Annotated in this window: 18 protein-coding genes and 1 pseudogene; 8 read left to right on the forward strand and 11 right to left on the reverse strand. The window is 66.4% G+C overall.

Features of this window, described 5'->3' with window-relative positions; genetic code table 11:
- Positions 1–84 precede the first annotated feature (84 nt).
- Positions 85–432: a hypothetical protein gene (locus AABF56_RS29445; protein WP_272808776.1), complete on the reverse strand. Its 348-nt coding sequence runs from the start codon at positions 430–432 to the stop codon at positions 85–87.
- A 216-nt stretch (positions 433–648) separates the two neighbouring features.
- Here AABF56_RS29445 and AABF56_RS29450 point away from each other — a divergent pair, with 216 nt between their 5' ends.
- The 6 genes from AABF56_RS29450 (at position 649) to AABF56_RS29475 (ending at position 5,785) form a co-directional block, all read left to right on the forward strand.
- Entirely contained in the window at positions 649–1,545 is an 897-nt protein-coding gene (locus AABF56_RS29450) for a LysR substrate-binding domain-containing protein (RefSeq protein WP_244768560.1), read from the forward strand.
- Positions 1,546–1,746: 201 nt separating this feature from the next.
- The gene (locus AABF56_RS29455; protein WP_272808537.1) at positions 1,747–2,517 is read left to right on the forward strand and encodes an ABC transporter ATP-binding protein; all 771 of its coding nucleotides are present in this window, start codon (positions 1,747–1,749) and stop codon (positions 2,515–2,517) included.
- Positions 2,518–2,599: 82 nt separating this feature from the next.
- Positions 2,600–3,364 carry a transporter substrate-binding domain-containing protein gene (locus tag AABF56_RS29460; RefSeq protein WP_244768558.1) on the forward strand — a complete coding sequence of 255 codons (765 nt, stop codon included), beginning with the start codon at positions 2,600–2,602 and terminating at the stop codon, positions 3,362–3,364.
- A 5-nt stretch (positions 3,365–3,369) separates the two neighbouring features.
- The gene (locus AABF56_RS29465) at positions 3,370–4,059 is read left to right on the forward strand and encodes an ABC transporter permease (protein ID WP_272808536.1); all 690 of its coding nucleotides are present in this window, start codon (positions 3,370–3,372) and stop codon (positions 4,057–4,059) included.
- Positions 4,056–4,748 carry an ABC transporter permease gene (locus tag AABF56_RS29470; protein WP_244768556.1) on the forward strand — a complete coding sequence of 231 codons (693 nt, stop codon included), beginning with the start codon at positions 4,056–4,058 and terminating at the stop codon, positions 4,746–4,748. Before AABF56_RS29465 ends, AABF56_RS29470 begins: the two co-directional genes overlap by 4 nt.
- A gap of 74 nt (positions 4,749–4,822) precedes the next feature.
- Positions 4,823–5,785 (forward strand): arginase family protein, encoded by a 963-nt coding sequence (locus AABF56_RS29475; RefSeq protein WP_272808535.1) that lies wholly within the window; start codon positions 4,823–4,825, stop codon positions 5,783–5,785.
- A gap of 270 nt (positions 5,786–6,055) precedes the next feature.
- Here AABF56_RS29475 and AABF56_RS29480 read toward each other — a convergent pair whose 3' ends face one another.
- The 7 genes from AABF56_RS29480 to AABF56_RS29510 form a co-directional block, all read right to left on the reverse strand.
- Positions 6,056–7,246 carry a serine hydrolase domain-containing protein gene (locus tag AABF56_RS29480; protein ID WP_272808534.1) on the reverse strand — a complete coding sequence of 397 codons (1,191 nt, stop codon included), beginning with the start codon at positions 7,244–7,246 and terminating at the stop codon, positions 6,056–6,058.
- A gap of 36 nt (positions 7,247–7,282) precedes the next feature.
- A complete protein-coding gene (locus AABF56_RS29485; RefSeq protein ID WP_272808533.1) occupies positions 7,283–8,212 on the reverse strand; it encodes a MurR/RpiR family transcriptional regulator in 930 nt (309 codons plus the stop codon).
- Positions 8,213–8,224: 12 nt separating this feature from the next.
- A complete protein-coding gene (locus AABF56_RS29490) occupies positions 8,225–9,676 on the reverse strand; it encodes an amidase (RefSeq protein WP_272808532.1) in 1,452 nt (483 codons plus the stop codon).
- Between the two features lie 4 nt (positions 9,677–9,680).
- Positions 9,681–11,327, reverse strand: a complete 1,647-nt coding sequence (locus AABF56_RS29495; RefSeq protein WP_272808531.1) for a dipeptide ABC transporter ATP-binding protein — start codon at positions 11,325–11,327, stop codon at positions 9,681–9,683.
- Positions 11,324–12,175: an ABC transporter permease gene (locus AABF56_RS29500; RefSeq protein ID WP_272808530.1), complete on the reverse strand. Its 852-nt coding sequence runs from the start codon at positions 12,173–12,175 to the stop codon at positions 11,324–11,326. The genes AABF56_RS29495 and AABF56_RS29500 overlap by 4 nt, the downstream gene beginning before the upstream one ends.
- An 11-nt stretch (positions 12,176–12,186) precedes the next feature.
- The gene (locus AABF56_RS29505; RefSeq protein WP_244768549.1) at positions 12,187–13,125 is read right to left on the reverse strand and encodes an ABC transporter permease; all 939 of its coding nucleotides are present in this window, start codon (positions 13,123–13,125) and stop codon (positions 12,187–12,189) included.
- 61 nt (positions 13,126–13,186) lie between these two features.
- Positions 13,187–14,734, reverse strand: a complete 1,548-nt coding sequence (locus AABF56_RS29510; protein WP_272808529.1) for an ABC transporter substrate-binding protein — start codon at positions 14,732–14,734, stop codon at positions 13,187–13,189.
- Positions 14,735–15,105: 371 nt separating this feature from the next.
- Between AABF56_RS29510 and AABF56_RS29515 the strand changes: the two genes are divergently transcribed.
- Positions 15,106–15,402, forward strand: a complete 297-nt coding sequence (locus AABF56_RS29515) for an antibiotic biosynthesis monooxygenase (protein ID WP_272808528.1) — start codon at positions 15,106–15,108, stop codon at positions 15,400–15,402.
- A gap of 84 nt (positions 15,403–15,486) precedes the next feature.
- Here AABF56_RS29515 and AABF56_RS29520 read toward each other — a convergent pair whose 3' ends face one another.
- Entirely contained in the window at positions 15,487–16,200 is a 714-nt protein-coding gene (locus tag AABF56_RS29520; protein WP_272808527.1) for an HPP family protein, read from the reverse strand.
- Positions 16,201–16,354: 154 nt separating this feature from the next.
- On the opposite strand from AABF56_RS29520, the gene AABF56_RS29525 reads away from it, so the two are divergent.
- Positions 16,355–16,804 carry an NUDIX hydrolase gene (locus AABF56_RS29525; RefSeq protein ID WP_244768546.1) on the forward strand — a complete coding sequence of 150 codons (450 nt, stop codon included), beginning with the start codon at positions 16,355–16,357 and terminating at the stop codon, positions 16,802–16,804.
- 86 nt (positions 16,805–16,890) lie between these two features.
- On the opposite strand, the pseudogene AABF56_RS29530 reads toward AABF56_RS29525, so the two are convergent.
- Both AABF56_RS29530 and AABF56_RS29535 read right to left on the reverse strand, forming a co-directional pair.
- Positions 16,891–17,190: pseudogene (locus AABF56_RS29530) on the reverse strand (IS3 family transposase); the annotation flags it as partial.
- Between the two features lie 136 nt (positions 17,191–17,326).
- A complete protein-coding gene (locus tag AABF56_RS29535) occupies positions 17,327–18,832 on the reverse strand; it encodes an aldehyde dehydrogenase family protein (protein ID WP_272808526.1) in 1,506 nt (501 codons plus the stop codon).
- Positions 18,833–18,956: the final 124 nt, after the last annotated feature.

The following is an 18,956-nucleotide window of genomic DNA, read 5'->3' on the forward strand; positions in this document are numbered from 1 at the left end:
TCCGTTGTCAGCCATTCGCGCTGCAGGTTCCCTATATGTGAACTTCCAGTAGCTGCCATATAGGCCGAACCGAGAAGGCTGGAGTTACCGAGCCGCGAACGCCTGCCATTCGTGCCATATGGGATTGGCGGCCTGCGCTTGCATATCGGTGTCGAGGAACTGCGTATAGCGCGTGAAGCCGGCAATGCCCTTGGGATAGGTCTCGATGATCGCGTTGATCTTGTCGATCGGCCGGAAGAACACGCCTACCACGAGCAGGAAGCCGACGAAGCCGCCTCGTCGGGCGGCGACTTGCTCGCCTGCGGGAGCGGACAGGTGGAACAGTAGTCGAGCCTGTCGACGAGATAGCGGATGCAGCAGATACGCTGGCGCCGCCCGAAACAGCGTGGTAGCGCACGGGCGCGTGAATGGGGTTGGAGCGCCCGTCAACAAGGCGCCGTTTCCCCATGAGGGCGAGCGCATCCGCGATGGACGCACATGCCAGCGGGCTTAGCAACAATACCTTGTCCACCGCACGTGACTTGCCTCCTTATCATGTTATCGTGAAGAGGTTCGGGCCGCACACCTGCCGTTGGGAACATGTTTTCGACGTTCATTTCTCCTCGCACCATCACCGTTTTCAAATTGGCCGACCTACACAACCTTCCCTTGCCGACACTGCGCACCTTCGAGGTGGCGGCACGCCACCAGAGCCTCGCGAAGGCTGCGGCAGAGCTGCACCTGACGGACAGCGCGGTGAGCCATCAGATCCGCCGGCTGGAAGAGGCGCTCGGCTGCGAGCTCTTCGTCAAGGCCGGACGCGGCGTGGTGCTGACGGATGCGGGCAGGATCCTCGCCAAGACGGTGTCCGCCGCGCTCCAGGAGATTCTTGCCGCCACGATGCGCCTTGCCGACGCAAGCCAGGTCGGCGGCCGGCTCGATGTCGCCTGTCCGCCGATGTTCGCCAATACCTGGCTCGCCCGGCACATCAGCGACTTCTGCCAGGACCATCCGTCGATCGAATGCCACATCCGCCTGGTCGAGAACCAGCGAGTGCACGAGCTCGGCGACATCGACGTCGGCATTTCCTTCGGCCCAGGCGGCTGGGCGGATCGCTGGTCCGCCCTCCTCGCCCATGTCAATGTCACGCCGGTGTGCAGCCCGCTGCTGTTCGAGCGCATCGGCGGGACGATCACCCGGCCCGCCGACCTGCGCCATTGCCTCCTGCTTCACTGGGACGACGGCTCGGAATGGCGGCGGTGGTTCTCCGAGGCCGGCGAAACCGACTTCGACCAGCAGGCCCGGCACCTCTATTGCAGCGACCTCGGCATGGCGATCGATCTCGCGATCCACGGCACCGGGGTGGCGCTGGTGAGCGATACGCTCTCGGCCTCCGATCTCAAGCGGGGCGTCCTGATCAAGCCCTTCTCGTTTTCCATCGACGCCTTCGGCGGCTGGCACGTCGTCTGCAACAATGCGAGCCTTCGCCGCTCGGCGACCCGCCTCTTCCTGCGCTGGCTGCTTGCCCGTTTCGGCCGCGACGCCGCATGGGAAACCCTGCCCTGACAGGGGTTTCCGGGAAAGCTGACTGAGATTCACAAATCATTCCATCGTCTTCGGCCCATGCCCCGGACGAATTCGCAATACATGATTTCACGTCATGTATCGGGTGAAGAATCGTCATTTGCGCAAAACGGCGCCATGTCCCTAGATGGCAAAAGAAATGAGCAGAAGAGCGGTCCGAGCCGCCTTGCCGAAAGGGAACCGATGCTGAAACTCAGCGCGACAGACATCCACAAGTCCTACGGTGCGCACGAGGTGCTGAAGGGCGTCTCGCTCCAGGCCGAGGCGGGCGACGTGATCAGCGTTATCGGTGCCAGCGGCTCCGGCAAGAGCACGTTCCTGCGCTGCATCAACTTCCTGGAGCGCCCGAGTGCCGGCACCGTCGCCATCGACGGCGAGGTGCTGGCGACCGTCCGGGACCGCGACGGCATGCTGCGGGCCAGCGACCGGCACCAGTTGCGCCGCATCCGCAGCAAGCTCGCCATGGTCTTCCAGAACTTCTGCCTCTGGTCGCACATGTCCGTGCTTTCGAACGTGGTCGAGGCTCCGGTCAGCGTCCTCGGGCTCTCGCGGAAGGAAGCGGTCGAGCGGGCGAAGGCCAACCTCTCCAAGGTGGGCCTCAACTACGAGGTTCTGGAAAGGTATCCCTCGCATCTTTCCGGCGGCCAGCAGCAGCGCGTGGCAGTCGCCCGCGCCCTCAGCATGGATCCGGACGTGATGCTGTTCGACGAGCCGACCTCCGCGCTGGACCCCGAACTCGTGAGCGAGGTGCTGCGCGTCATGCAGGCACTCGCCGAGGAAGGGCGTACGATGATCGTCGTCACCCACGAGATGGGCTTCGCCCGCCACGCGTCGAGCCGCGTCGTCTTCCTCCACCTCGGACGGGTGGAGGAGGAAGGCGCGCCGGACGCGATCTTCACCCGGGCGAGCAGCCCGCGGCTGCAGCAGTTCCTGGCCGGCCGGCTGAAGCACTGATCAGGCGCCGGTCCCGACGGCCGGGCCGGGGCCGCAAACCCTGCCGAACCAACAAGAACGATCAACCCCAGAGGACAGAAGAATGAAGGCTACGCTCAAGACCCTTTTTGCCACCGCGATCATGGCTGCCGCGCTCACGGCGGCACAGGCGGCCGAACAGATCGACATTGCCACCGACGCCACCTTCCCGCCCTTCGAATACATCGATTCCGAAGGCAAGCTCGTCGGCTACGACATCGAGCTGATGGAAGCGATCTGCGAGGCGGCCGCGCTCGACTGCAACATCTTCAACGCCGCCTGGGACGGCATGATTCCCGGCCTGATCGACGGCAAGTACGACGCGCTGATCTCGCAGCTCACCGTCACGGAGAAGCGCCGCCAGGTCATCGCCTTCAGCGACATCTACGATCGCCCCATCTTCCGCTTCGTGGCGAAGAAGGGCGCCGCCTTCGACTTCACGCCCGAGGGGCTCGCCGGCAAGACGATCGCCGTGCAGACCGGCACGCCGATGGACGCCTACGTCACCAGCCATTTTCCGACGGCCAGCATCAAGCGCTACGACACGGGCAGCGCACCCTATCTCGAGCTGACGGCCGGCCGCGCCGACCTGCACATCAGCTACCAAGCCCAGATCATCCACGGCTTCCTGAAGAACGACGCCGGCAAGGACTTCGAACTCGTCGGGCCGCAGCTCACCGGCGCGGACGCGGAGGAATTCGGCGAGGGCGTGGCGATCGCCATCAACAAGAAGAACGCCGAGCTCGTCGAGAAGGTGAACAAGGGGCTCGCCGCCATCCGCGAGAACGGCAAGCTCGACGCCATCAACGCCAAATATTTCGGCGAATGACCGGCATGGTCGGTGCATTCACCGCGACGATACTGGCGGCAGGGTGGACGACCCTGCTGCTGGCCGTCGCCTCTCTCGCCGTGGCGACGGTTCTCGGCATGGCCGCGGCCTTCGCCAAGCTTTCCGGCAACCGGCTGCTGCGGAGCGCTGCCTCGCTCTATACCTTCGTCGTGCGCGGAATTCCCGATCTCGTGGTCATGCTGCTGATCTACTACAGCCTGCCCGCGCTTCTCAACCAGTGGATCGACGCGATGGGCATCGACGCGCGCATCGAGTTTCCGCCGATTATCGCCGGCATCGCGACGCTCGGGCTGATCTTCGGCGCCTACATGACCGAGACCTTCAAGACGGCCCTGCAGAACATTCCGAGAGGCCAGATCGAGGCCGCGATCGCCTACGGCCTCACGCGCCGCCGCATGTTCGCCTGCATCATCCTGCCGCAGCTCGTGCGCCTCGCCCTGCCCGGCTTCACCAACAACTGGCTGGTGCTCGCAAAGGCGACGGCACTGGTGTCGCTGATCGGCCTCCAGGACGTCATGTTCCGCGCGAAGGGCGCGGCGGAAGCGACCGGCATGCCCTTCACCTTCTATCTGGTTGCCGCCGGCTTCTACCTTCTCGTCACCATCCTCTCCCTCCTGCTTCTCGGGCTCGCTGCCCGCCGCTTCGAGATCGGCCTTCGGGAGCTCGCGCCGTGAACTGGACCGTCATCGCCGAAAACCTTCCCCTCTATGCCGAAGGGGCGAAGCTGACGCTGTTCCTCGCCTTCGCGTCGCTTGCGATCTCCTTCATGCTCGCCGTGCCGCTCGCCTTCCTGCGCAACAGCCGGGTTACGGCGGTGCGCTATACGGTCCTCTTCTATACGCTGGTCTTCCGCGGCACGCCGCTTCTGGTACAGTTGTTCCTCGTCTATTTCGGCCTCGCCCAGTTCGAGCTGATCCGCACGAGCATCCTCTGGCCGTGGCTTTCGAGCCCGATGGTCTGCGTGCTCCTCACCTTCGTGCTCAACACGACCGCCTACACGACGGAAATCTTCGCGGGGGGACTGCGCCACATCCCCGTCGGCGAGATCGAGGCCGCGCGCGCCTACGGCATGTCGCGCCGCACGCAGGCCTTGCGCATCCTCATCCCCGCCATGCTCACCCGCTCCCTGCCGCTCTATGGCAACGAGATGATCATGATGCTGCACGCAACCTCGCTCGCCAGCACCGTGACGCTGCTGGAGACCACCGGCGTCGCGCGCATGATCACCCTCACCGACTACATCCAGTTCGAGCCCTACGTGACCGCCGCGGCGATCTATCTCGCCCTGACCTTCGTGCTGGTCTCGGGCTTCCAGGTCGTCCAGCGCCGCTGGGCCGGCTATCTCGAAAACCGGATCGGCTGAGCGCCACACGGCGCGGCCCGTCCCCTCATCCAGCCCGCTTCCCGGCCGAAGGCCGCAACACAGGAGGACAATCCATGAATGAAAAGCCTGACCTCGGCGCGCTCTTCGGCGCGGCGGCCGAGACCACGACCTTCCTCGGCCTTGCGGCCTGCCCGGACCTCGACGCACTCTCGGCGCCGGTGGCGCTGATCGGCGCGCCCTGCGCCACGCCCTATGCCTCGGTGGGCGCCTATTGCCGCAACGCGCCGGATGCGCTGCGCCGGGCCACGGGATCGCTGACGGCCAATGTCGACCGCCACGATTTCGATCACGGCGGCCCCGTCTTCCCCGTGCCGGACCTGCGGCCGGTCGATTGCGGCAACCTGCCCTTCGACGAGGCCGACACCGCCGGCAATCGCGCGCACATCGCCGAGGCTGTGTCGAAGGTGCTGGCCCGTGGCGCCGTACCGGTGCTGCTGGGTGGCGACGATTCCATCCCGATCCCGATGATCGAGGCGATCGGCGCTACCGCCAGCGGACGGAAGTTCACGATCCTGCAGATCGACGCCCATATCGACTGGCGCGAGATGCACATGGGCGAGCGGCTGGGCCTGTCCTCCACCATGCGGCGGGCTTCCGAAATGCCGCATGTCGAGCGCATCGTCCAGGTCGGCGCACGCGGCATCGGCTCGGCGGCGACCGGCGACTACGAGGATGCGCTCGCCTGGGGCGTCAGCTTCGTGACTGCCTACGACCTGCACCGCAACGGCGTCGACGCCGCGCTCGATCTCATCCCCGAAGGCAGCGACATCATCATCTGCATCGATGCCGACGCGCTCGATCCCGCGCTCGTTCCGGGCGTCATCGGCCGCGCGCCGGGCGGCCTCAGCTATTATCAGGCCGTCGACCTCATCAAGGGGGCAGCGAAGCGCGGCCGCATCGCCGCCATGGATTTCGTGGAGTTCATGCCCGAGCGGGACGTCGACGGGATCGGCGCGCTCACCTTCGCCCGCCTGATCACCACGGCGCTCGGCGTCCTCGTCCGCCAGGCGGCATAATCCCGCTGCGAGGCCTGCCAAGACATTCCGGCAGGCCTTGCGTCTCCTATGCCCGCGGGGTCGGGTGATGACGGCCAGCGTGAGCGGACCGAGCCACCGGCGCGCTCCACGGCCGGAATGGCGAGCGTGGCGAGCGCCATCCTCGATCTGCCGGTTGGTCAGCCCGACGATGCTGCGACCGAGCGCTCGAGTCTTATATAACCCCTGCGGCGCATGGGCTGCTGAATGCATCCTCCGCAGCGCGGCGGAGAACGCGGCCTCCCCCGGGAATCAGCCTGCCAGCTGCTGGCGTATGGCCCTGACGGCGGCAAGGGCTGTCCGGGTCCGTGCCGTGCTGACGAATTCCGGCCAGCTCGACAGGATGACCGCCGCGAAATCCGCTGCCGGGTCGATATAGATCAGCTGCCCGAAGACGCCGCGGGCCATATAGGCGCCGCGGGCGGTGTCCTCGATCCAGAACTGGTTGTGATAGGCGCCGGCGGGAAGGACGTCTTGATAGATGCCGCCGAAGAGCGCGGGATCGGCCTTGAAGCGCGTTGCGGCGATCCAGTCGGCCGGCACGATGCGCCGGCCGTCGATCTCCCCGCTGCGCAGATGCAGCAGGGCGAAGCGCGCATAGTCGCGCAGCGTGGCGTTGAAGCCGCCGTCGCCGAGGGCGTAGCCGGCAGCGTCCACGGTGAAGCAGGCGTCCTCCTCCGCCCCCATCGGCGCCCACAATTCACGGCTGACGAGCTCGGCCAGCGGCGTGGCGGCCGCACGCTGCAGCACGAAGGAAAGGACGTCCGTCTCGATCGAGCGGTAGCGGAAGGAGGCGCCGTGCGGGCACTCCAGGTCTTTCAGCGAGAGGATCAGATCCCAGACGTGCAGCGGCCAGTCCGGGCTCTGGCGGTCCTTCCAGCCGCTGGCGGCATCCAGCAGCGCCATGTGGGAATCGAGCGCGGTATAGGTCTCATCGAAGACCACGCCGCTGGTCATGTCCAGCACATGCTGGACGGTCGCGCCGCGATAGGCCGTCGCCTCCAGCTCCGGCAGGTAGTGCGTCAGCGGCGCGGCGGGATCGACGCGGCCCCGGCCGATCAGGATGCCCGCCACCGTGCCGACGACCGACTTGGCGACCGATTGCGACAGGTGCAGGGTGTGAGGCGCCATGCCGTTCAGGTAGCGCTCGGCAACGACCTTCCCGCCATGGAGGACGAGAAGGCCGTCGGTAAAGCTCTCGGCGAGGAAGCCGGCGATGGTGCCCTGCCGCCCGTCCGCCTCGAAGGCGATGGCGTCGATATCCTGCGGATCGGCCGGCAGCACGCTCGCCGGCCCCGCGCCGCGCCACACCCTTGCGGTCGGCAGCATCTCGCGGATGTGCTGGAAGGTCCAGCGGTTCCAGGGCGCGCGGTCCCAGTCTTGCCGGGGAATGGGGGGCTTGCCCGGTGCGAGGGGATCGCGGAACGGCGGCATGACGGTCATGAGGGATCTCGCTTTCGGTTGGGAACGGGCGCGCGTTCAATCGGTGCGGCGCAGGTAGCTGCCGCCGACGAACTCCCCGAACAGGCTGCCCATGTCGCTCATCATGGCGAAGTTGGCCTTCGCCTTCGGGCCGAGCCTGGTGGCGACGGCGTCGATCATCAGGTTGAGCACGACGCTGAGGCTTGCCGTGGAATCCCAGAAGGTCTTCACATGCGTATGGGCCTCGAAGGCGAAGCGCGTATAGGCGAAGGCCCAGTGGCTGAACTTGTCGGTGACGACGACGAGCGGCATCTCCATCGCCTTCAGCTTTTCCGCCAGCTTGATGCCGCGCGTGGCATAGGAGGCCGTATCCACGAAGACGACGGCGCTGTGCCTCGGATCCGCATTGAGGATCTCGCCGAACGTGCCGGAGGCATTGTCGATGAAGATGACGTTGGAGCGGGCCCACAGCAGGCGGCTGGCGAAGTCCATCGCCAGCCCCTTCGAGGCCTGGAAGCCGACGACATAGACGGTGCGGGCCTTGACGAGCAGGTTCGCCGCCTCCTCCCAGACCTCGGTGGTGGTCAGCGCATAGGCCTTGACGATGGCGTCGAGCTCCAGCCGCAGGCTCTCCTGCAGCATCTGCTGGCGGCCCTCGCGCATCTGGAAGCGCGCCATGTAGTCGTCGATCTCGCTGTCCTTCTCGGCGACGGCGACGCGCAGCCGCTTCTTGAGGTCGCGCAGGTTCTCGAAGCCGAGGCCGCGCACGAAGCGCGTGACGGTCATCTCGCTGACGCCGACGGCCTGCGCGATGCTGCTGCCGGTCTCGAACGGCAGGATCTGGATATTGTCGAGGATATAGGCCGCAAGGCTCTGCTCGGAGGGCGAGAAGCCGGCCATGCGGTCGCGCAGGATCGCCTCGATGTCGATCTTCTCCTCAACGCCGTTCGATCCTGCGGCATGCTTGCCGCCTCGCGCCTTCGCCACGGTCACAGTCCCCTAGAAATTGCCGGCATGCGTCGCCGGATGCCCCTGCCCCCAGATACCGGAGGCACCGCCTATGTCTTCCTCGATTTGCCGCGCCGCCGCAAGCAGCAGGTCTTCCCGGCCGAAGCGCGCCACGAGCTGGATGCCGATCGGCAGGCCATCGCCGCTGCGCCCGAGCGGCAGGGAGATCGCGGGCTGCCCCGTCGCGTTGAAGAGCGCCGTGAACGTCTCCTTGGGCGCGAGGTCGTCGAAGACGCCGTCCGCGTCGATGCCGGCCCGGTTGGGATCGAAGGTGCCGATCGGCTCCGGCGCGATGGCGCTGGTCGGGGTCAGGAGCAGGTCGTAGCCGGCAAGGAAGCGGCCGACCTGCCGCGTCACGCGGTCATAGACGGCAAGGGCCTCGATGAGTTCCGCGCCGCCGATGCCGCAGCCCCAGCGATAAAGGGCATGGACGCTCGGGCCGAGCGCGTCTTCCAACCTGCGGCCCCTGTGGCGGGCCATGGCCGGCATGTGCGCGGCGGCATCCGCGGCCCAGATGACCTTCTGGGCGTGGAGGAAGGCGGGATAGTCGAAATCGGGTGAGGCCTCCTCGACATGATGGCCGAGGGAGGCCAGCCGCTCGGCCGCCGCTCGCGTCGCCGCGGCGACCTCCGGATCGAGCCGGACGCCGGACCAGGCTGTCGTGCACAGCGCGATCCGCAACGCGCGCGGCGTGCATTGTATGGCCTCCAGATAGGTTCCGGCGGGCGCGGCGATCTCGTAGCCGTCGCCGGCGTCGGGACCGTGGCAGAGGTCGAGCAGTGCGGCGGTATCGCGCACGGAGCGGGTCAGCATGAAGGCCGTCGCCAGCCCGAGAAGCGGGGCATTGGCGTTCGGGGAGCCGGTGACCCGGCCGCGCGAGGGTTTCAGGCCGATCAGGCCGCAGAAGGCGGCGGGATTGCGGATCGATCCGCCGCCGTCGCTGCCCTGCGCGAAGGGCACGATACCGGCCGCGACGGCGGCGGCCGCCCCGCCGCTCGACCCGGCGACGCCGCGTTCCAGGTTCCAGGGATTGCGCGTCGCCCCGTAGAGCGGCGATTCCGTCGCCGCCGGCACGCCGAACTCCGAACTCGTCGTGCGCCCGGCATTCACCAGTCCGCCGTTGCGCAGGCGCGTCCAGTAGACCGCGTCATGGGCGGCGCGGAACCCCTGCGCAAGGCGGCTGCCGAATTCCGCCGGCCGCCCCGCCTCGACCGGAAAGTCCTTGGTGAGGGTGGGAATGCCGCCGAAGGGCGTGGCGGACGCCGTCTCCGGCAGGCTTTCCAGCGCGTCCGGATAAAGCTCGATGACGGCGTTCAGCGCGGGATTGACCGCCGCCACGGCCGCCGCGACGCATCGGCCGAGCTGCCGCGGGGTGATCTCGCCCCTGGCCAGCAGGCGGGCGAGGCTGGTGCCGTCATGGGATACGTATTCGTCAAGTCGCATGGGTCTATACCGGTTGTGAGATCGTGCCTGTCTGGGCGGGCAGCCGGGTGAGCGAGCCGACCAGCGCCTGCGTATAGGGATGCTGCGGCCTCGACAGCACCTGCTGCGCCACGCCCTGCTCCACGACGCGCCCGGCCTTGAAGACATAGACGCGCTGGCAAAGGCTGCTGACGACGGAGAGGTCGTGCGAGATGTAGATGAGCGTCAGCGACCGCTCGCGCTGCAGCCGCACCAGAAGCTCCAGGATCTGCGCCTGCGTCGTGACATCGAGCGCGGAGGTGATCTCGTCGGCGATGAGCAGCTGCGGCTTCAGCGCGAGCGCGCGGGCAAGGCCGACACGCTGGCATTGCCCGCCCGAGAGCTGGCGCGGCTTGCGGTCGTAGAGGCTCGCCGGCAGCTCCACCATCTCCAGCAGCGCCTCGGCCTCCTTCTGCGCCGTTTTCCGGTCGGCAAGGCCATGCCGCCAGATCGGTTCGGCAACCGCCTCGCCGATCGTCAGGCGCGGGTTGAGGGAATCGTACGGGTTCTGGAACACCATCTGCACGCGGCGGCGGAACGCCGTCAGCGCATCGCCGGAGAGCGCACCGATATCCTGCCCGCCGAGGCGGATCGCCCCGCCGCCCGGCGTGTTGAGGCGGATGATCGAGCGGGCGAGCGTGCTCTTGCCGGAACCGCTTTCGCCGACGATGCCGACCGTCTCGCCGGCGCCGATCTCAAGGTCGATCCCGTCGAGCGCCTTGAAGGCACCGCCACCGCCGAGCCCGCCGAGCAGGCCCCCGCCCGTGGAGAAGGACACCGAGAGCTTTTCCACGCTGAGCAGCGGCTTGCCGCCGTCCGGCCCGTCCGCCGTGCCGTAGGTCTTGCGGCCCGGCTGGGATTCGATCAGCAGCTTCGTATAGGGATGGCGCGGCCGGTTGATGACGTCATCGATGGCTCCCTGCTCCACCACCTCGCCGTTGCGCATCACCACCACCTGGGAGCAAATGTCCGCGACCACGCCGAGATCGTGCGAGATCAGGATCATCGCCAGCCCGGTCCTGCGGTTGAGGTCCTTGAGCAGGTGCAGGATGCGGGCCTGCACCGTGACGTCGAGCGCGGTGGTCGGCTCGTCCGCGATCAGCAGCTTCGGCCGGCAGCCGATCGCCGCGGCGATCATCGCGCGCTGCTTCATGCCGCCGGAAAATTCATGCGGATAGGAGCGCGCGCGCTTTTCCGGCTCGCGGATACCGACATCGTCAAGCAGCGCGACAGCGCGCTTGAGGCCTTCGCGCCGGGTGATGCCGAGATGGCGGACCATCGGCGCGGCCACCTGCTCGCCGATGCGGCGCAGCGGGTCGAGATGGGACGCCGGGTTCTGGAAGATCATGCCGATGTCGCGGCCGCGAATGGCGCACAGCTCGTCCTCGCCGAGCGCCAGCAGGTCCCGCCCTTCGAGCGTCACGCTGCCTTCAGCGCGGGCGGCGGCGGCCAGCAGGCGCATCACCGCGCGGCAGGTCACGGATTTGCCCGAGCCGCTTTCCCCGACGATACCGAGGATTTCGCCCGGCCGGAGCGCGAACGAGACGTTCTTCACCGCCGCAAATTCGCCGAAGCTGACGGAGAGGTCCTTTACCTCCAGCAGCGGCGGCGTGCCGTTCCTGAGCCAGCTCATGCCGTCACTCCCCTGCGCTGCAGCTGTCCCAGCCCGTCGCCGAGCAGGGCGAAGCCGAGGCCGAGGGAAATCGCGGCAAGGCCTGGGAAGAGGCAGATCCACCAGGCCTGCTGCACGAAGGCCTGCCCGTCGGCGATCATGACGCCCCATTCGGCAAGCGGCGGCTGCGCGCCCATGCCGAGGAAGCCGAAGCTTGCGCCGGCCAGCATCACCAACACCGCATCGCTCACCGCATAGGCGATGACCGGGCCGATCGCGTTGGGCAGCACATGATGGGCGAGGATGGCGGCCGGCGGATAACCGAGGCATCTGGCCGCCTGGATATATTCGCTTTCGCGGATCGTCAGCACCTGCGCGCGCACCAGCCGCGCATAGCTGACCCAGCCGACCAGCGTCAGCGCCAGGATGAAGTTCAGAAGGCCGGGACCGAGCACGCCGACGATGGCGAGAACCAGCACGAAGAAGGGGAAGGCGACGGTCAGGTCGTAGATGCGCATGAACACGGTATCGACCAGCCCGCCGAAATAGCCGCTCAGAAGACCGATGGTCGTGCCGATCACCAGCGGCGGCAGCACCCCCGCCACGCACAAGAGCAGATCGACGCGGCTTGCGAAGAGAACCCGCGAGAAGACGTCGCGGCCGACCTGGTCCGTGCCGAACCAATGGGCGGCGCTCGGTGGCGAAAGCATGTTCAGGATGTCGATGGCGTCGGGATCGTAGGGCGCGATCACCGGGGCCGCCAGCGCCAGCACCAGCCATCCGCCGAGGATGGCGAGCGCCACCAGCATGACGGGCGTGACCGTGCGGACGGAGGGGGCGGTAATTGCCGGAGCGGGTGTGTCAGCCATGGGCGGTCTCCTCAAAGCCGGACGCGCGGATCGATGAAGGCGGTCAACAGGTCCACCGTCAGCGTGATCAGGACGGTCGAGACCGCGAAGACCAGCGTCAGGCCCTGCACGACGTAGTAGTCGCGGCCGAGCAGCGCGTTGACCATCAGTGTGCCGAGGCCCGGCACCGCATAGACGGTCTCGACGATGACCGCGCCGCCGATCATGAAGGCCACCATCACCCCGAGCAGGTTGAGCGTCGGCAGCACGGCATTGGGCAGCATGGTCTGCCAGAAGATCTGCCGCTCCGTCGCGCCCTGCGCCCGCGCGGCCGTGACGAAGTCGGCGGCGGTCTTCTCGATCAGGGCGGCGCGCAGGCTCTGCGTCAGCACCGGCACCAGCCAGATCGCGGTAGAGACCGCGGGCAGGAAGAGGTGGTGCAGGTGCCCGGTGAAGCCGACGCCGTAGCCCGAAACAGGGAACCAGCCGAGGCTGACGCCGAAGAAGCGCGACATCATGATGCCCAACCAGAACACCGGGATGGTGAGGCCGGCGATCCCGACGAGGCGGATGATCTGGTCGGCGATGCCGCCCGGCCGGCGAGCGCCGAGGATGGCCAGCGCGACCGTCGGCGGGATGGCGAGGCAAAGGACATAGGCGGTCAGGAACAGCGTCGGCCACATGAACTGTTCGATGAGCTGGATGACCGGCCGCTGGAAGCGCAGCGACAGGCCGATATCTCCCGAGAGGAGATTGGCGAGATAGGTCAGGAACTGGCGCCAGAGCGGCAGGTCGAGCCCGTATTGCGAGCGGATCGCCGCCACGGTCTCGGCGCTCGCCCTTTCCCCGGCGAGAAGCCGCGCGGGATCGCCGGGGGCCATGTGCACGAGAAGGAAGGTCACGAGGCTGATGCCGGCGAGCACGCCGATAAGTTGCAGCAGGCGCCGCACAAGGAGCTGCAGAAGGGGCAATCCGGTTCTCCGCTTCGGGCGTGAAGGGCGCGCCCCGCTTGTGGGGCGCGCTTGAGGCGGTTTACTGGCCGATGGACGTCTCTTCGAGCGTCCACTGCAGCGAAGGGGTCAGCTTGAGCCCTTCGATACGCCTGGAATAGGCGACCGCGTTCGGCGCGTAGTAGAGCGGGATCTGCGCCACCTCCTCGGTGGTGATCCTCTGGATCTCCTTGTAGACCTCCGCGCGTCTGGCCGGATCGGCCTCGCGGGTGCCCTCCTCCACGAGTTCATCCACCTTCGGGTTGGTGTAGAAGGTGTTGTAGGAATTCGAGCCGCAGGTGCCGCACACCGCCCAGCGGACGGCAAGGTCGGGATCGGGGGTCTCGTTGTACCACCAGTTGGCCGCCGCGTCGTAGTCGCCCTTGCCGGTGGCATCCCACCAGGCGCCGCCGTCGACATTGACGATCACAGGCTTCAGGCCGATGGCCTGCCACTGGGCCTGGATCAGCAGCGCCGTCTGCTGCGAGGGCGCGTCGGCGGCCGCCAGGATCTTCACCTCGCGCCCCGCCATGCCGGAGGCGGCCAGCAATTCCTTCGCCTTGGCAGGATCATGGGGAATGCCCGGATAGTCCTTGTCGTGGAAATCGACGCTGCCCGGCAGCGTGGTATTCGCCGGTTCGGCATAGCCGCGCGTGATGGCCGCGGCCATGGCCTTGTTGTCGATCGCCATGCCCGCCGCCTGCCGCGCCGCCAGGCTGGAGAAGGGCTCGCGCTTGTGGTTCAGCAGGGTCATGTAGATGGTTGTCGAAGGCTCAAGCCGCATGTCGATCGTCTCGACCGTCTTCAGGTCGTCGACCTGCGCCCACGGCACGGCGCGGACTGCATCGATCTCGCCGGCCTTCAGCATGGCGATGCGGGTCTCGGGCGAGGCGATCTCGATCAATTCGACGGTGGCGTCCGATTTCGGATAGCCCTTGCGCCAGTAGTGCGGATTGGGTTCGAGCACAAGCCTCTCGTTCGGCTTCCACTGCTTGACGCCGTAGGGACCGGACGTGACCGGAACCGTGCCGAAAGCCTCCTCCTCCCCCCGCTTTTCCACGTCGGCCCTGGACACGATGCCCATGTTCCAGATTTCCGCATTGCCGAGGAACGGCGCGAAGGCCGACTTCAGCGTGACCACCACGGTCTTCGGATCGGCCGCCGTCACCGCTTCCACCGCGCTGAGCGGGGCCGGATAGGCCGAGCGCTTGTCGGTGCGGATGCGTTCGAGGCTGAAGGCCACGTCATCGGCCGTGATCGGCGAGCCGTCCGAGAACCGGGCGTCGCGAAGATGGAACGTATATGTCCTGCCATCCTCGGAAATATCCCAGGTCTCGGCCAGCCCCGGCTCCAGCGCGCCGGTCTCCGGATTGCGCCGCAGGAGGCGCGAATAGAGCTGGCCATAGGTTTCGATATTGCCCGCCGCCGCCGACCGCATCGGGTCCAGCGTCGTCGTCTGGTAGGGCGAGGCGACGCGGATGACGTCAGCCGCCAGGGCCGGCGCAAAGCCGGCGAGGCCCGCCGCCAGGATCGTCATGCCGCCCAATACCAGACCCTTGCCCCGCATGGAGGGCTTGCGCCAAAAACTCATTCTCTCTCCTCCCGAAATCCAACATCCCATCGGACACATCGCGGAGGCTATGTTAGATTATACACAAATGTCAATATCAATGTTATATATTCAACATCGATGGGAACGGCACCGACCGCCTGCCTTGCCGGTCATGCCGCGAGCCTCGCCTTGAAGAAGGGGCCTGGCTTCGGCATTTACGCGCGAACGGCATGCCGCCAGCCGGTGCTGAGGCAGCATTGCATTTCGCATATCTATTTTAGATTTCCCTTGTTTTTCGTGCGTGCTAGTTTGGGGGCAAGGATGTGTCCGGCACGGACTTCCGTGCGCCGGTCCGTCCCCGGACGCCGGTGTCCTGTAGCAATCGCAGCTATTTCTGACGGTAGGCAGCCATGATCGCATTCAATGTCGTGCGTTTCAAAGTCAAGTCCGGCATGGAGAACGCCTTTCTCGATGCGCACCGCAATGTCGCGACCGACTGGGCGGGCCTGCGCCATGCCAGTATCGTTCAGACGGGAGAAGGGCGTTATTGCATCGTTGCGGAATGGGAGAGCATGGATGCTCTTGCCGCCAGCAGGCCGCAGATGATCGCTACGCTCGACGGCTTTCGCGATACCCTCGAAGACCTCGGCGGCGGCCTCGGCATCACCGATCCGATCGCCGGTCCGGTTGTTCTTGCGCTGAAGTGATACGCCGCAGCATAGCGGGAACCCATAACAGGCCGCGCGGCGGTCTTGGACCGGTCGACGGATCAGACCGCCTCCCGGCACCTTTCACGCCGGATAGGCGCGCTTTGAAACAAACCGGTGGTAGAGCCAGGCGAGAAGGACAAGGATTGCGGTCCCCGTGGCGATCGGCAGGAGCAGGAAGGGCCATCCCGCACCGGCGAGGATGACGACCAAGGGGTCGCCGCCGGCCGGCGGATGAAGCGTGCCGCTGAACTGCATAAGCGCGATGGCAAGGCCGACGCCGAGCCCCATGGCGATAACGCCATCGCCAAGGACGGTCAGGACCAGCAGGCCGACCAGCGCGGAGATCAGGTGCCCGCCGATCACGTTCCGCGGCCTAGCGAGCGGACTTTGCGGCAGAGCGAAGAGAAGGACGCAGCTTGCCCCGAAGGGGGCGATCAGGAGGAACTGGCCGAGGTTTTCCGTCAGCGCGGCGAGCAATGAGATCGCGAGCGCTCCCGGGATCACGCCGAGCCGCAGCGTCCCGGTCAAGCCGCCCTTCTTCCTGCCTCTCAGGTCATCGTGAAGGCTCTCGTAGTCAGCGAGGATCTGCCGCCCCCAGCGCAGGACCTTCTCGCCTTCGGCGGTCAGCGACAGGAAGCGGTGCCCCCGAACGATCAGGGAAAGGTTCAGATCCTCCTCGAGCTTGCGGATCGCTTGCGAGAGCGTGGGTTGCGTGACGCTGCACTGTTCTGCGGCGCGCCCGAAATGCTGTTCTTCGGCGAGCGTCACGAAAAACTTCAGGTGCCTGATCAGCATGTCCTCATCCTGTCTCGATCTCCGGTCGGCATCGACATGGCTCTTCCCAATACGTTATATTTTGTGAAATATAACGATTAGAGGATTTGCGGCCGGAGCCAAAGCGCCTTCGGGCGGCGGCGCGCCATCGTTGGAAGAGGAATATCGGGTCATCATGCAGGAAGAAATCCGCATCGCGGTCGCGCTCGTCACCCGGGAGAACGGCGACACGCTGCTCGTGCGCAAGCGCGGCGGGCCGCAGTTCATGCAGGCCGGCGGCAGGATCAGGGACGGCGAAGTGCCGAAGGCGACACTTGCCCGCCGGCTGCACGAGGAACTGGGCATCCTCATTCCGCCCTCGCGCATGGCGCCCTTCGGCTGCTTCGAGGCCGAGGCGGCCGACGAGACGGACCATCTGCTCGTCGCCTATGTCTTCAGGGTCCAGCTCGAAGACGAGGTCATCGCGCCGACGAGCGAGATCGACGAGGCGCGGTGGATGCCGATCCAGGACACGCCCACGCTGCCGCTCGCCCCGCTCACGCGCAACCACATCCTCACCCTGTTCTGGCAGATGCAGTTCGGCACCGACCTGCCGCACCAGCACGGCCGGGAGGCCGCGGCGTAAGCGCCGCCCGTCTCGAAGATCGGAACGTCCATGCCGACCCTTCCGCACCTGACTGAATAGCCCCGAGTTTCGTAGACACCCTCGGGTTAGATTTTCTGCTGCTTTTCGAACTCGACGGGCGACAGCATCCCGTTCCTGACATGCTTTCATTTCGGGTTGCAGAACATCTCGATGTAATCGAACACATCCTGACGCGCCTCATCACGAGAGCGATAGACCCTGCGGCGTATCCGTTCACGCTTCAGAAGGTTGAAGAAGCTCTCTGCGACTGCGTTGTCATGGCAGTTGCCGCGTCGGCTCATGCAATGAACCAGTTTGTGGTGTTTGAGGAAGGATGCCCAGTCCATGCTGGTGAACTGGGAGCCCTGGTCCGAATGGACCGGCACCAGTTCTTATGGCTTGCGTCGTCTATCGAGACATGGACGAACTCCCGCAACGGCTGTTGGACTGGCCGGTGCGGTCGCCGGTGATGCAGTGCCCTCGGCGATGCGCCGAAGGATGCCGGCGAGCGAGGAATGAACCTCACACATGCTTGCGCCCCTCCGCGTCGAAGAACCAGTCATCCGGATAGGGATACCACCAGCCCTGGATCACCGGTTTATGGTCAATGATGACCATTTTCGAGCGGCGGAAGGCATCGAGGCCGAGTTTTGAAAGCTCCCGTCCGAGGCCGGATTTCTTCCAGCCCCCGAAGGGCAACGCGTCGTTGTCGATCAGCGGGTTGTTGACCCAGACCATGCCGGCCTCAAGCCGATCCGCCGCCTCCATCGCTTCTTCGAGTGAGGTGGTAAAGACGGACGCGCCGAGGCCGAACTCGCTGTCGTTGGCCCGTTCGATCGCCTCGTCGAAATCCTTGACGCGCATGATAGCGGCGACAGGACCGAAGCACTCTTCGTTCATGATCGCCATGTCGGGTGTGCAATTGACAAGGATGGTCGGCTCGTAGAACCAGCCGGTCGGCTCAGTGTCCGGGATCTTCCCGCCTAGCACCACCGTCGCTCCCGCGGCCTTGGCATCCTCGACCAGCCGGATGACCTTTGCGCGCGCCGCCTCGCTGACAAGCGGACCTATCTCAGCGCGCGTGAGACCGTTGCCGATGCGCAGACGCTTCGTCTCGGTAGCGAACTTCGCGAGGAACGCGTCATGCACCGCATCGACGACGAAAAACCGCTCGGCCGAGGTGCAGACCTGGCCGGACATGTGAAAGGCGGCGGTGACGGCACCGGCCGCGGCCACATCGAGCGGCGCGTGGGCCGTGATGATCATCGGGTCCGAACCGCCTGCCTCGATGACAGCGGGCTTCATCTGCGCCGCGGCGGCCATCGCCACGGCCTTGCCGGCGGCAACTGAGCCAGTGAACGCGACGGCGTGAGTCTTCGGCGAGGCGATGAGTGCGCTGCTCAGCCCGACACCGCCCGGCAGGCAGGCGATCAGGCCATCCGGCAAGGCCTTGAAGACCCGCATGAATTCCAGCGTGGAGAGCGTCGTCGCGGGCGCCGGCTTGATGATGCACGCATTGCCCGCGGCGAGCGACGCGGCGACCGTCCAGCACATCAGGAGGATCGGGAAATTGAACGGCATGATATGCACGCTCACGCCGAGCGCCTCGTAGCGCGCATGTTGGAAGGAGCCGGCCTGCGTGGTGCCCGCCACCTTGCCGCCCTCGTCGCGCGCCATTTCCGCGAAATAGCGGAAGGCGCCCGCGCAGTTCGCCACCTCGCCGATCGCCTCCGGATAGGGCTTGCCCATCTCGCGCGACATCAGTTCAGCGCAGCGGCGCATGTCTGTTGCCTCGATGCGGTTGGCGATGCGGTGAAGGATGGTCGCGCGTGTCTTCGCGTCGAGCCGTTTCCAGTCCCGCTGCGCCATGGCGGCGGCATCGAGCACAGCTTCCATGTCGTCGAGCGCGGTGTCGGCGATGGTGCCGACGGTGGCGAGCGTTGCGGGATCGATCACGGCATGGCGGGCGCCCTTGCTCGGGACATAGGCCGGGTGCCGGTAGAACACGGGTTCGGCGGGGTTGAACATGGCAATACTTCCTTGGTGTTCTGGAGAACCGGGCGACGGTCCCTCATCCGCCTGCCCGCCCCCCTCTCCGCAGGCAGGGAGAAGGGGCCGACCGCAGCGTTTCGTCTCGCTCTCCCCGCTTGCG

This window comes from Shinella sp. WSC3-e (assembly GCF_945994535.1).
Classification (GTDB): domain Bacteria; phylum Pseudomonadota; class Alphaproteobacteria; order Rhizobiales; family Rhizobiaceae; genus Shinella; species Shinella yambaruensis.